The organism is Sulfurospirillum sp., assembly GCF_036802865.1.
Taxonomy (GTDB): domain Bacteria; phylum Campylobacterota; class Campylobacteria; order Campylobacterales; family Sulfurospirillaceae; genus Sulfurospirillum.
In genome coordinates this window covers 85235-97891 of record NZ_DAIRVK010000004.1, presented here as the reverse complement: position 1 = coordinate 97891, position 12657 = coordinate 85235, and the positions used below count along the sequence as shown (strand labels likewise).

At 42.4% G+C, this 12657-nt stretch carries 12 protein-coding genes; 9 read left to right on the top strand and 3 right to left on the bottom strand.

Features of this window, described 5'->3' with window-relative positions:
* Positions 1-29: 29 nt before the first annotated feature.
* From V7Q04_RS09690 to V7Q04_RS09680, 3 genes are read right to left on the bottom strand one after another with little or no spacing between them, the layout of a single operon-like run.
* Entirely contained in the window at positions 30-995 is a 966-nt protein-coding gene (locus V7Q04_RS09690; RefSeq protein WP_333804839.1) for an ABC transporter ATP-binding protein, read from the bottom strand.
* Complete coding sequence (locus V7Q04_RS09685; protein ID WP_333804838.1) at positions 992-2554, bottom strand: ABC transporter permease; 1563 nt, start codon at positions 2552-2554, stop codon at positions 992-994. The genes V7Q04_RS09690 and V7Q04_RS09685 overlap by 4 nt, the downstream gene beginning before the upstream one ends.
* Positions 2554-3573, bottom strand: a complete 1020-nt coding sequence (locus tag V7Q04_RS09680) for a Fe(3+) ABC transporter substrate-binding protein (protein WP_333804837.1) — start codon at positions 3571-3573, stop codon at positions 2554-2556. Before V7Q04_RS09680 ends, V7Q04_RS09685 begins: the two co-directional genes overlap by 1 nt.
* A gap of 583 nt (positions 3574-4156) precedes the next feature.
* Here V7Q04_RS09680 and V7Q04_RS09675 point away from each other — a divergent pair.
* The 9 genes from V7Q04_RS09675 (at position 4157) to cobA (ending at position 12654) form a co-directional block, all read left to right on the top strand.
* A complete protein-coding gene (locus V7Q04_RS09675; protein WP_333804835.1) occupies positions 4157-4384 on the top strand; it encodes a DUF2061 domain-containing protein in 228 nt (75 codons plus the stop codon).
* Positions 4381-5076, top strand: a complete 696-nt coding sequence (locus tag V7Q04_RS09670) for a phosphoadenylyl-sulfate reductase (RefSeq protein ID WP_333804833.1) — start codon at positions 4381-4383, stop codon at positions 5074-5076. The genes V7Q04_RS09675 and V7Q04_RS09670 overlap by 4 nt, the downstream gene beginning before the upstream one ends.
* A gap of 98 nt (positions 5077-5174) precedes the next feature.
* Positions 5175-6053 carry a sulfate adenylyltransferase subunit CysD gene (gene cysD, locus V7Q04_RS09665; protein ID WP_333804832.1) on the top strand — a complete coding sequence of 293 codons (879 nt, stop codon included), beginning with the start codon at positions 5175-5177 and terminating at the stop codon, positions 6051-6053.
* On the top strand, positions 6053-7426 hold the full coding sequence (locus V7Q04_RS09660; RefSeq protein WP_333804830.1) for a sulfate adenylyltransferase subunit 1: 1374 nt from the start codon (positions 6053-6055) through the stop codon (positions 7424-7426). The genes cysD and V7Q04_RS09660 overlap by 1 nt, the downstream gene beginning before the upstream one ends.
* 78 nt (positions 7427-7504) lie before the next feature.
* Positions 7505-7711 (top strand): sulfur carrier protein ThiS, encoded by a 207-nt coding sequence (gene thiS, locus V7Q04_RS09655; protein ID WP_333804829.1) that lies wholly within the window; start codon positions 7505-7507, stop codon positions 7709-7711.
* The gene (locus tag V7Q04_RS09650; RefSeq protein WP_333804828.1) at positions 7708-8514 is read left to right on the top strand and encodes a HesA/MoeB/ThiF family protein; all 807 of its coding nucleotides are present in this window, start codon (positions 7708-7710) and stop codon (positions 8512-8514) included. Before thiS ends, V7Q04_RS09650 begins: the two co-directional genes overlap by 4 nt.
* Positions 8511-8906: a M67 family metallopeptidase gene (locus tag V7Q04_RS09645; protein ID WP_333804827.1), complete on the top strand. Its 396-nt coding sequence runs from the start codon at positions 8511-8513 to the stop codon at positions 8904-8906. Before V7Q04_RS09650 ends, V7Q04_RS09645 begins: the two co-directional genes overlap by 4 nt.
* Before the next feature lie 197 nt (positions 8907-9103).
* Positions 9104-11389 (top strand): sulfurtransferase TusA family protein, encoded by a 2286-nt coding sequence (locus tag V7Q04_RS09640; RefSeq protein ID WP_333804826.1) that lies wholly within the window; start codon positions 9104-9106, stop codon positions 11387-11389.
* Entirely contained in the window at positions 11386-12654 is a 1269-nt protein-coding gene (gene cobA / locus V7Q04_RS09635) for a uroporphyrinogen-III C-methyltransferase (RefSeq protein ID WP_333804825.1), read from the top strand. The genes V7Q04_RS09640 and cobA overlap by 4 nt, the downstream gene beginning before the upstream one ends.
* Positions 12655-12657 lie beyond the last annotated feature (3 nt).

Sequence of the window (12657 nt, the reverse complement as noted above, 5' to 3'; positions counted from 1 at the left end):
AAAAATCCTTTTATGAAATACAGATAAAATTATTCTAGCGCAAACGTTATAAGTTTACTCTCATCGATCTCAAAGCCTATCGTGTCACCAACATTGAGTGTGTCATCAAAACTATATGCCATCAATGTTGTATCTTCAAACGCCAACGCAATTTCATAAAAACTCCCGTAAAAAACAATCTCTTTAATCACGGCTTTATGCTTCAAATCAGGGGTTAATCGCACGGCATCCAAACGACAATAGACCTCTTTTTCATCGATACTCAGGCATTTTGGGAGCGCATTTATTTTGCCCAAGAAATTAGCACAGTAGAGAGAATTAGGATGGTTGTAAATCTCTTTAGGTGTGCCGATTTGCAAAATGTCACCCCCATCCATAATGGCAATGCGGTCGGAAAGAAAAAACGCGTCTTCTTTGTCATGGGTAATAAAAAGAGCTGTGATACCAAAGAGTTTGATCATCTCCTTAAGCTCAGCCCTTAAAATGGCTCTTAGTTCGGTGTCAATGTTGCTCAGTGGTTCATCGAGCAGTAAAATCTTAGGCTTATCCAAGATGGCACGTGCCAATGCAACACGTTGTTGCTGACCACCGCTTATCTCATGCGGGTACTTGGAAGAGAGCATTTCTATCTTGGTTTTTTGCATTACCTGTAAAACCTCTTCTTGACTTGCTTTGCTTCCAAAAGCGATGTTTTGGGCGATACTAAGGTGCGGTAGCAGTGCATAATTTTGAAAAACGATGGCAATTTGGCGTTGATTGGGAGGAAGGTTTGTATTGGCATCAAAAACAACGTTATCGCCAATGCGAATGGTTCCACTGTCGGGATTTTCAAGCCCTGAGAGCATCCGTAAAAGAGTCGTTTTACCACTGCCACTTCTGCCTAAAATGGTAAAAATTTCACCTTCATTGATGGAGAAACCAATCTCATTAGCGACACAGACAGTGCCTTTGCAAAAACGTTTGTGTAAATTTTCGATGCTTACGATAGGTTTCATCTTCTACCTCGTACAAATTTTGAATTGAGTAATAAAACCGCAATGGCGGTTGTACCGACCAATAAGAGCGACGGGAAGGCGCTTTTATAAAGGATCTCATTGCTCGCGAGCTCATAAATGCGAATGGCGATGGTGTCGTAGTTAAACGGTCTTAGAAGCAAGGTTGCGGGAAGTTCTTTTGCAAGGTCAATGTAGAGAATCAAAAATCCGCTCAACAAATAGGGTCGCATGAGTGGCAAATAAACTTTAAACATACGCCCTAGCTCGCTCGTTCCAAAAATGATGGTTGCATCGTCAATGGTTTTATCGATTTTGCTAAAACCATTTTCAACCGAGCCAATACTGGCCGCAAAATAGCGCGTCAAATAGGCAAAAATCAGCGCAAAAAAAGTGCCACCCAGTACGACTTTGCCTAAACTTTGGTCGATAAAATTGGTAAAAAGTAAAATGCCTATACCGACAATAGCACCTGGAATGGAGTAGCCAAGCATCGAGAGTTTATGGCTAATGCTGCCTAATTTACTTGGGTAAAAACGTGAAGCATAAACCATCACAAAGGCTAAAGCGATGATGAGCAAGGCAGAGAGACCATTAAGACTCAGTGTGCGGTAAAGATAGCCCAAAGCACCCCAATCAAGGGTATTCATGTCAAGATAAAACCAGTACAGCAGTACACCCGCTGGAATGAAAAGCGTAAAGGTACTAATAACCAATGAAAGCCCGAAAGCTAGAGCATTATGCCAACCTCGAAGTACCATTTTAGGCGCTTTGTTACTGCTGTGCGTAGAGCTGATAAACCGAAACCGTGCTCTTAGGCGTGATTCACCAAACATAATGGCAAAAACCATAACAAGCATGATAATCGCAAGGTTAATCGCTTCACTTAAATTGCCATACCCAAACCAACTTTTGAAAATGCCCACACTAAAGGTATCGACACCAAAGTAGGCTACCGTGCCGTAGTCACTGAGTACTTCCATCATAGCAAGGACAAGTCCTGCAAAAATGGCGGGGTATGCCAAAGGCAGATAGACCGTGAAAAAGGCTTTATATGAGGGAAGCTGTTTAAGTGAAACGAGTTCTACCACCGTTGAAGAGATGGAAGAAAACGAGATGCGCGCCAAAATAAACACATACGGAAACATTGCAAAGGAGAGAATAGCGATAACACCGTAGATATTTAAAACGTCAAATTTGAACTTTGGAAGTGAAAAAAGTGTGGCAAAGATGCCATGAAATTCAAAGAAACCCACATAACTGTACCCTAAAATATAGGCTGGAAAGGCTAAAGGAAGGACAAAGGCAAGGCTAAAAAATCGACTTCCAACGTAAACAAATCGTGCACTCATAAACGCACTGCTGATGCCTAAGATGAGCACCAAACAGGCTGTGCCCAAAAGGACACACGCTGTGTTTTTACTGTAAAGTAAAAGCTCAGCAGTGTTAATCGAAGTCATCGAAAAATCGCTCTGTGCGATAAAGTAGACGACAAGTGAAAAAATAGGAAGTGCGATTACCAACCCCAAAAGAGGGGCTAGTAAATATTTAAACGTTTGCATTATCTCCAGTTTGCCTTTGTTGCGATTTCAACTGCTTTTTTGTTGTATTTGCCTACTTCCAAAAGTGGTAATGTGTCCTCTTTAAACGCCCCAAACGTTGCGACCGTTCCAGAAGCTTTGACTGCTGGGTTTGCAGGGTACTCATGGTTTGCTTCTGCAAAAATGGTTTGCGCCTCAGGACTGCTTAAAAACTCAATCAATTTAATCGCATTTTCTCTGTTTTTAGCATACTTGGTTACACCTGCACCGCTGATGTTGATGTGCGTACCTTCAGCATTTTGTGCAGGGAAAAAGAGCTTAACACTTTTTGCAATTTCAACATCTTTAGGATCTTTACTGTTCAGCATTATGCCTAAATAATAGGTATTAACAATCGCCAAATCCCCTTCACCACTTGCTACGGCTTTGATTTGGTCTCTGTCATTTCCTTTTGGATCTCTCGCAAAGTTTGCGACTAACCCTTTGGCAAATTCTAACGCTTTGGCTTCACCATGATTTGCGATGATAGACGCTAAAAGCGATTTATTGTACGCAGCGGATGAACTACGCGTAAGAATTTTGCCTTTAAATTTAGGATCAGCTAAATCCATATAACTTCCAAGCTCTTTTTCAGAGATTTTATCTGGGTTATACACAAATATACGTGCACGCTTTGTTAGACCAAACCATTCATTGTCACTGTCTCTTAAATGCGCTGGAATGTTGGATGTGAGCACTTTTGAGTCAATTTTTTGCAACAGCCCCTCTTCTTTAGCTTCATATAAATTACCAATATCTGAAGTAATGAGCATATCAGCAGGACTGTTAGAGCCTTCAATTTTCAGCTTTGAAACAAGCTCTTCTGCTTTTGCAGTAATCACATTGACTTTAATGCCACTTTTTTCTTCAAATGCCTTAAATAGGGCTTTATCACTATCGTAGTGGCGATGTGAATACACATTAATTTCGCTTGCGAGTGCAAGAGTTGATGCTAGGCTAAGCCCTAAAAATGTTTTTAATAGAGTGGATGAAACGCTCATTATATCTATCCTTTATCTGATTTTGTGATGGAATCATACATAGAAACATCTTTAACAAGTCATAATAACCATTATCAATTAAAAACTTCAAGTTTCTTTTATTTTTTCAAACCCAAGAACAATCTTAGCCATACCAACTACTCCTAAAGTGTTAAATAAACCTCAAATATCTTGGAGTAGAATTAATTCAATTTCAACTTATTAGGAGGGATTCATGATCAAAAAGCTCTCTTTAGCCTTTATAGCGTAACACGCTCCCTCACCCTTTTTGCTATGCTAAAACCAAAGCAGTACTCTTCAATCTTTGGCAACAGCAATGCATAACAATGACGGTTAGCGTGTCGTATCTAATAATTTCACTCTCGAAGGGAGGAGGAAGCTCCTCTCTTTTCTCACTTTTATGCCTCTTTTCACCTCATAGTACTATCGTAAAATTCTTCAGTTTTTTTCGTCCTTAACGCTCTCTTAAAGAAAGCTTTTCTTATGTAATCAGTTTCAAATTTTATACATTACTATTTTGATAAACTTACTTGACAATACCCGAGTAAAATGCTATTATTCTAAAAATCAAAAAGGAGGCAACATGGTAGAGAACAAAAAACGAAGTATCGTTAAAGCAATCTCTTGGAGAACACTCGGAACTGTTGACACCATGTTGATCAGTTTTATCGTCACGGGAAGCCCACTTGCTGCCGTATCTATCGGGGCATTTGAGCTTATCACCAAAACATTGCTATACTATTTCCATGAAAGAGCGTGGAATAGGATCGCTTTTGGTAGAGAAAAAACACAATTAGAGTATCAAATATGAGCCAAAGCTACGAAATAAAAGTCGCAGAAGCGATTCATTCACTTAAAGAACTTGTTGGTGCTAAAGCACTTAAAGTGACATTGGCATTTAGCCATCAAAGTGAAGATGCTATCAACATCTCTCTTGCCCAAAAAGCGGAAATAGATTTTGACGTTTTTACATTGGAGACACATAAACTTTTTGATGAATCTTTAGCCTATCAAAAAGAGATCGAAGCCTTTTTTGGCGTAAAGATTAAAAGCTTTAGCGCTAGTGATGAGCAGATCAAAGATTTAGAAGAAAAAGTCGGAGAATACGGCATCTTTGATGACATCAACCTTCGTAAAGAGTGTTGTAGAGTGAGAAAACTTGTCCCTTTGGCTGAGGCATTAAAAGGGTATCATGGTTGGATTAGCGGTATTCGCATCGCACAGTCAATCACCAGAAGCGACACAAAGTTAATGGAGTTTGATGAGAATTTCAAGCTTCTAAAATTCAATCCCCTCACCCATTTTAGCGATGAGGACGTGGAACGTTATATGCGTGAAAACGCTATACCTCAAAATGCCTTGTACGCTAAAGGCTTTAAAAGCATCGGCTGTAAGCCCTGTACACGCGCCATTAAAGAGGGCGAAGATATACGAGCGGGCAGATGGTGGTGGGAAAACCCTGAACATAAAGAGTGCGGATTGCATCTGCATAAGGAAAAATAAAAGCGAAGCGTGGGCTTACCGCCGAGGTAAACTCAGCGTTAGCGCAGTATCGCGAGCTTTGCTTGTGATACGTGTTAAAAATGAAATAAAGGATAGTAATGGATCATTTAGACAGACTCGAAGCTCAGAGTATCTATATTTTGCGAGAAGCGTATCGAAGCTTCCCAAACCTTGCCATGCTTTGGAGCATCGGTAAAGATAGCACCGTACTGTTGTGGCTCACACGAAAAGCATTTTTTGGACATGTACCGTATCCACTCGTGCATATTGATACAGCGTTTAAAATTCCTGAGATGATCAAATACCGCGATGAAATCGCCGTACAGTGGGATCTTAACCTTGTTGTAGGACAAAACAAAGAAGCCCTTGCAAAAGGTGAAACGTTTGTCAATGGACTCGATCGCCTCAGTTGTTGTAAAAAGCTCAAAAGCGACGCGCTCAAAAATACCCTTGATGGTACATGGGCAAGACGTAAATGGAATCCTTACAAAAAGACATGGGAAGATGAATTAAACGGCTCGCCATATACAGGTGTTATCGTTGGTGTTCGTGCCGATGAAGAGGGAAGTCGTTCTAAAGAGCGCGTCTTCTCAGCACGTGATGAAAAAAGCGAATGGGATGCAAGTACGCAACCGCCAGAGCTTTGGAATCAGTACAAAACCGATTTCGCTCCGGGAACGCATGTGCGCATTCACCCACTGTTAGAGTGGACGGAGCTCAATATTTGGGAGTACATCGAGAGGGAAAATATTCCTATTATCAACCTCTATTTTGATCAAGGGAATGGCAAACGCTACCGATCACTTGGATGTTATCCGTGTACTTCGCCTGTCGACTCACACGCGACCAACCCAAAAGAGATCATCGAAGAGCTCACCAGTGGTAAGTTTAAAGATATCGCAGAGCGTTCTGGTCGTGCCCAAGATAAAGACGGCGGTGGAACGCTTGAAGCACTTAGAAAAGAAGGATATATGTAATGCAACGATTAAATATTGTCATCACAGGACACGTTGATCACGGTAAGAGTACGCTCATTGGACGTCTTCTTGCCGATACCGACTCATTACCACAAGGAAAACTTGAGAGTGTCAAAAAGATGTGCGAAAACAACGCACGTCCGTTTGAGTATGCCTTCTTGCTCGATGCTCTAGCAGATGAGCAAAAACAGGGCATTACCATTGACAGTGCACGCGTCTTTTTCCAAAGTAAAAAACGAGAGTACATCATCATCGATGCACCTGGTCACATCGAATTTTTGAAAAACATGATCAGTGGGGCGTCCCGTGCTGAGGCGGCTTTGCTTCTCATCGACGCTAAAGAGGGTGTGGCTGAAAACTCCAAACGTCATGGAATGCTTCTTTCCCTTTTGGGCATCAAACAAGTGGCGATTGTCGTTAACAAAATGGACTTGGTAAACTTTAGTGAAATCGCCTTTACAAAACTAAAAGTGGAGTACAGCGAATACCTTGCAACACTGGGCATTAAAAGCGACATCTTTATACCAATCAGTGCGAGAGAAGGTGTCAACCTCATCGAACACTCTGCTTCAACACCTTGGTATAAAGGACCAACCGTTTTAGAAATTTTAGATAGTTTCAAAAGCGTGGAAGAAAAAGCGAATGATGACTTTAGAATGCCATTGCAAGATGTTTATAAATTTACACGCGATAACGATGACCGACGTATCTATGCGGGAACCGTTACCAGTGGTGAACTAAATGTCGGCGATGAAGTGGTTTTTTACCCTTCACTCAAACGTTCTAAAGTTGCAAGCATCGAGAGTTTCAATACCGAAGTAAAAACAAGTGTTAAAGAGAGTGAAGCGATTGGCTTTACACTTCAAACACAAATTTATGTGAAAAATGGTGATGTCGTAGCGCGTGCAGACCAAAGTGCCCCAAAAGTCAGTAATCGCTTTGAAGCGAACCTCTTTTGGTTGGGTGCAAAACCACTTGAGCTTGATAAACCGTACAAAATCAAGATAGGCTCAGCGCAAAGTACCATCTATCTTGAAGAGATTAAACGCGTGATTGATGGCGATACGCTGGATCGCGCCGATGAGCCAAGTGTAGGACGTCATGAAGCAGCATGCGTTATCTTTAGAGTACACGATCTTTTAGCGATGGAACTTTTTGCTGAGAACCAAAAGCTCGGTCGTTTTGTCATCGTCGATGAATTTGACATCGCTGGTGGTGGTATCATTACTGAGGTATTAGAGCAGTACACAACACGTCGCACTAAAAGCTCAAGTATAAGCAATGTACTTGTTGACAAAGCAGGTGAAAATGCGGATTTTGAAGAGGAACTTTTTGCCCTCCTTCGTAAATATTTCCCGCACCAATTTACATAAAATTCTGCCTCTTTGAGGTAAGCGTAGCCAAAGAAGCTTTGCTTTTTTGGCGTTATAAAAATAAAAAAAAGGAAGAAAATGAAACTTACAATTAACGGCGACGTAAAAGAGATTAAGGACGGAATCGTTCTTTCAGAATTATTGGTCATCGAAGATGTTGAACAACCAGATATGGTCTCCGTCCAACTCAATGACGAGTTTTTAACCAAAGATGAGTATCCAACAATTACGCTTAAAGATGGCGATCAAATTAACTTTTTATACTTCATGGGAGGTGGCGCGTGAAAGAGTTTAGCGATGAAGAATTAGAGCGTTATTCACGTCACATCATCCTCCAAGATGTCGGCATTGAAGGTCAAGAGAAAATTGCTAATTCTAAAATTTTAGTGATCGGTGCAGGTGGGCTTGGTTCCCCTGTAGCACTTTACTTAGCAGCAGCAGGTGTTGGTGAAATTGGTATCGTTGATGGCGATGTAGTCGATCTTTCAAACCTTCAACGTCAAGTCATCCATGCAACAGCAGACATTGGCGTAGCGAAAGTTCTCTCTGCCAAAGCAAAAATGGAAGCGATCAACCCTAATGTGAAAGTAACCGTGTACAAACACTTTTTAGATGCTTCTAATATTTTGGATATCGTTAAAGGGTATGACTTCGTGATCGATGGAACCGACAATTTTTCGGCGAAATTTTTGATTAACGATGCGTGTGTGTTGGCAAACGTCCCTTATTCACACGGCGGAATTTTGCGTTTTGGCGGACAAACGATGACCATTAAACCTCACGAGAGTGCATGTTACGCGTGTGTGTTTGACAGCCCTCCTCCAGCCAATGCTATTCCTACATGTTCAAGTGCAGGTATTTTAGGCGCCGTTGCAGGAATGCTTGGAACCATCCAAGCCGCAGAAGCACTCAAATACATCGTCGGTGTGGGTGAACCACTTTATAACAGACTCTTAACCTTTGATGCCAAAACAATGAACTTTAGAAATGTTAACTTCAAGAAAAACCCGAAATGTCGTGTATGTGGAGGGGAAGGTATAAAAGAGATTAAAGACTACGAAGCGGTTGTCTGTGAGGCAAAACTATGATCAAAATGTCCCAAAGCGTGTACGATGAAATCGTCGCACACGCACTCAAAGATACACCCATCGAAGCGTGTGGTTATCTTGCAGGCATCAATGGCGAAGTGAAATACGCCATCCCTATGAAAAATACGGATGCAAGCAATGAACACTTCAGCTTTGATCCACAAGAGCAGTTTGACGCGTTTAAAAAAACGCAAAAAGAGGGGCTTAGACTGATTTCAGTTTATCACTCTCACCCAGAAACACCTGCGCGTCCGAGCGAAGAGGACATTCGTTTAGCGTTCGATCCTAATGTCAGTTATATTATCGTCTCACTTGCAGGCGAGGTTCCTGATATGAAGTCATTTATTATTAAAAATAAAACGGTTGAAAAAGAAGAAATTGAAATTATTTAAAGTCCGTAAAGCGCGTTGAAAAATGTAAAACAGCTTACGAAACAACCTTCTATCGACACGGTTGAGACACGATGGGAGCCCCGAAACGCTCCGCTTTTTCGTCCCATCGGCTCAAAGTGTCTCTTTCAGGTCATTTCTCCGCGTTTTACTCTGAACTGCTTTACTTTTTTACATGTAACATCAAAGGAGTTACGATTATGAGCAGATATACTATCCCTGAAATGGTCTATGAAGACCTTGAAGTTTTTAAAAAAAACCATGCCGAGTTTTTGGCTGGAACACTAGATGAGCTTACCTTTAAAACGATGCGTGTCCCTTTTGGTGTGTATGAACAACGTGCTGCCAACACCTTTATGGTGCGCATTAAACTCGCTGGCGGTATTTTAACCCCCAAACAACTTTTAACGCTTGCAGACTTAGCCCAAAAGTACGCGCACGAAGCGATTCACATCACCACACGTGGTGGCGCACAGCTTCATTATGTCAAGATTGAAGACATCATCGACATTATCACAACCTTGCACAGCATCGACCTCAGTGGTCGTGGTGGTGGTGGAAATACTGTTCGTAATGTCATGGCAGACCCACTTGCAGGCACAGCCAAAGATGAGATTTTTGATGTCTCTCCTTACGCCCTTGCGATGACGTCTAAAATGCTAGAGCAAAAAGACTCGTTCGCACTTCCACGAAAGTTCAAAATCACCTTTAGTGGCTCAGAAGCAGACCGCGGTTATGCTACGATTCACGATGTTGGCTTTATCGCTAAGATTCAAGATGGCGTGAAAGGCTTTAAACTCTTTACCGCTGGTGGTATGGGTGCAAAATCTCGTTTGGGAACCCTGTTGCGTGACTTTGTGCCAGATACCGAAGTCTTTTTGTACTCTCAAGCGATCAAACAAGTGTTCGACAAATACGGCAACCGCAAAAACAAACATGCTGCACGCCTTCGCTTTTTATTTGAAGATCTAGGTCTCGAAGAGTTTAACAGACTCCTTGATGTAGAGCTTAAAGCGGTCAAAGACAAAGGTGACTGGGAGATGCCTATCACTGAAATTGAGCGCACCGTTGGCGACACGACGCATGAACCTTTCGTTGTTCCTGAAAACATTAAAAAATGGTGGAATCGCTACGTTTACGCCCAAAAACAAGAGGGGCTTTACGGTTGTAAAGTGCCTGTGCATTTAGGTGATATTCACTTTGAAAATGCACGCAACCTTGCCAATGCACTTCTAGCTTTTGGTGAAGACGTGCTTCGTTTTACAGGCGATCAAAACCTTTACATAAGGAACCTAACAGCGCCTCAAATGGCAAGTTTGCACGACATCTTGCAAAAATTTTCTGTTGAAGTTTCTAAACCAACGCTCTTTGGCGATATGGTCGCGTGTACCGGTGCAGCAACGTGTCAACTTGGCATCGCTCGCCCTCGTGGTGCAGTCGATGCGATTCAAAAACGTCTCAATAAACTCATCGATGAGCGTGACTATGACGCCCTTCAAGGCTTTAAAATCCATTTTTCAGGTTGTCCAAACAGTTGTGGTAAACACCTTATCGGCGATCTTGGCTTTTTCGGAAAAGTGCAACGCAATGAAGGCTACTCATACCCTGCTTACAACGTCGTAGCAGGTTCACGCACATCAGGCGAAGGCAGTGTGTACGCCCAAAAAGCGGGTGATGTTGCAGCTTTTCATGTCCCTGCTTTTGTGGAAGAAGTTTTGGATACGTGGCTTTTACATGTAAAGGCTTATGAGAGTTTTGCAGACTGGATTGATGATGGTGGACTTTCCATCATCACCGAAATCAGCAAAAAATACGTCGATATTCCTTCATTCAAAGAGGATAAAAACCCTTACTTTGACTATGACGCGATGGAACTCTTCTCGTTAAAAGGAAGAGGCACAGGCGAGTGTAGTGCAGGTATGTACGACCTCATCGAAGCCGATAAAAAGGCACTTAAAGAAGCACTTGAGAAAGAGGAAAAAGACTATGAGTTGATTCGTCTTTTGGCCGCTCGTATGCTACTCGTCACACGTGGTGAAGACGCTAGGGATAAAGCAGGTGTTCTCAAAGCCTTTAAAACACTTTTTGTCGATACGACACTGCTCAACGCTTACTTTGGCACGATGCTAGAGGGCGATGCGGATGAAAAATCGATCGAGCTAGCTGAAGAAGTGATCAAACTTTACGAAACAATGGACAATACACTGAAATTTGCCAAAGAAAAAGAGTTAGCAGCAGCCGCGGCTACGCAGACTGAAGCAAAATCCGCCCATTTTAAAGACCTTAGCGGCGTGGCGTGCCCGATGAACTTTGTCAAAACAAAGATGGAACTCTCCAAAATTGGAAGCGGTGAAGTCTTGGAGATTTTGCTCGACGATGGCGCACCGATTGACAACGTGCCAAAATCAGTCGCAAGCGAAGGACACACCGTCGAAGCGACGACTAAAGAAGGTAATGGCTGGCGTGTCAGGATCGTAAAAAAATGAGTACCTTAGGCATCGCACTCACACCAAAACGCACGCTTTTAATTGGGGCGGGCAAAGTCGCCGCACAGAAAGCGCGCGTACTGGACAGTCTTGATTTTGCGTATGAAATCGTCGCAGAATCAAGGCTCGATGCCTATTTTGATTCCAAAATCTTTACATGTAAAACGTTCGAGGATGGTGATGCAGAAGGGTTTGAGGTCATTATCGATGCAACAGGCAACGAACATGTGACCAACCGTCTTGTAGCACTTAAACCACTGCATCATTTCTGGCTCAATGTCGTTGATGTACCTGAATTGTGCGATTTTTACTTTAGCGCGCTCACCCGTCGTGGCGACATTCAAGTCGCTGTCAGCAGTGGAGGGAGTTCTCCAACATTGGCACAAGTGATCCGCGATAAGATTGAACGGATTTTACCACGTGATTTAACATCACTGATTGAACGCCTTAAAAACGAGCGAAAGAAACCTGACCGTGACCTCGAAAAACTTCGAGATATTGCGAAAATTGGTGCGGGAAAAGTCTTTCTCATCGGCTGTGGAACAGGCTATGTGGGCAATCTCACCTTGGATGCACTGAATGCTTTCGAGCTTTTAGATGTTGCCTTGGTGGATGCTTTAGTCTCTAAAGAGATTCAAGCCCTCATCCCCGCTTCATGTAAAGTAGTGGATGTGAGCAAAAAAAAGGGTTTTCACTCTAAAACGCAAGATGAAATCAACGCACTCTTACTCGAATATGCCAAACAAGGCTTGGTTGTCGGACGCCTTAAAGGTGGTGACCCGCTTCTCTTTGGTCGTTTAGGTGAAGAAAAGCAGGTATTGGTGCAACATGGCATCGCTTTTGAAGTGATCAATGGCATTACCTCAGCGCTAAGGTCGTGTACCGTCTCAGGCATTGTTCCTACGATTCGCGACATTTCTAAAGGCGTGACGATTGTCTCTGCACATTTAAGAGAGACCTTGTTTAATGATGATTGGGTGAGCATTTTAAAACAGCCGTTGCATACGGTGGTTGTTTTGATGGCACACAGTTTTGCGAAAAAAATCGAAGATGCCATAGCTAAACAGGGCATTGACCCCAATCTTCCTGCTGCATTTGTCTCCAAAATTGACCTGCCTGATCAAGTCACCATAGTGGGAACTGTGGGAAAATTGGATAAAATGGCAACATTGTGTGCCACACCAGCGGTCTTAATCATCGGAGAGTGTGTCGCAAAAGAGAACATTTTACCCGCAGATAATAGCGGTAAAATCATTTACATATAAAGA

What these genes read in the sequence shown, in the direction of transcription:
- V7Q04_RS09645 (WP_333804827.1), top strand. Translation starts at nt 8,511, where the DNA reads ATGATCAAAATGTCCCAAAGCGTGTACGATGAAATCGTCGCACACGCA.
- V7Q04_RS09640 (WP_333804826.1), top strand. Translation starts at nt 9,104, where the DNA reads ATGAGCAGATATACTATCCCTGAAATGGTCTATGAAGACCTTGAAGTT.
- cysD (WP_333804832.1), top strand. Translation starts at nt 5,175, where the DNA reads ATGGATCATTTAGACAGACTCGAAGCTCAGAGTATCTATATTTTGCGA.
- V7Q04_RS09670 (WP_333804833.1), top strand. Translation starts at nt 4,381, where the DNA reads ATGAGCCAAAGCTACGAAATAAAAGTCGCAGAAGCGATTCATTCACTT.
- V7Q04_RS09660 (WP_333804830.1), top strand. Translation starts at nt 6,053, where the DNA reads ATGCAACGATTAAATATTGTCATCACAGGACACGTTGATCACGGTAAG.
- thiS (WP_333804829.1), top strand. Translation starts at nt 7,505, where the DNA reads ATGAAACTTACAATTAACGGCGACGTAAAAGAGATTAAGGACGGAATC.
- cobA (WP_333804825.1), top strand. Translation starts at nt 11,386, where the DNA reads ATGAGTACCTTAGGCATCGCACTCACACCAAAACGCACGCTTTTAATT.
- V7Q04_RS09680 (WP_333804837.1), bottom strand. Translation starts at nt 3,573, where the DNA reads ATGAGCGTTTCATCCACTCTATTAAAAACATTTTTAGGGCTTAGCCTA.
- V7Q04_RS09685 (WP_333804838.1), bottom strand. Translation starts at nt 2,554, where the DNA reads ATGCAAACGTTTAAATATTTACTAGCCCCTCTTTTGGGGTTGGTAATC.
- V7Q04_RS09690 (WP_333804839.1), bottom strand. Translation starts at nt 995, where the DNA reads ATGAAACCTATCGTAAGCATCGAAAATTTACACAAACGTTTTTGCAAA.
- V7Q04_RS09675 (WP_333804835.1), top strand. Translation starts at nt 4,157, where the DNA reads ATGGTAGAGAACAAAAAACGAAGTATCGTTAAAGCAATCTCTTGGAGA.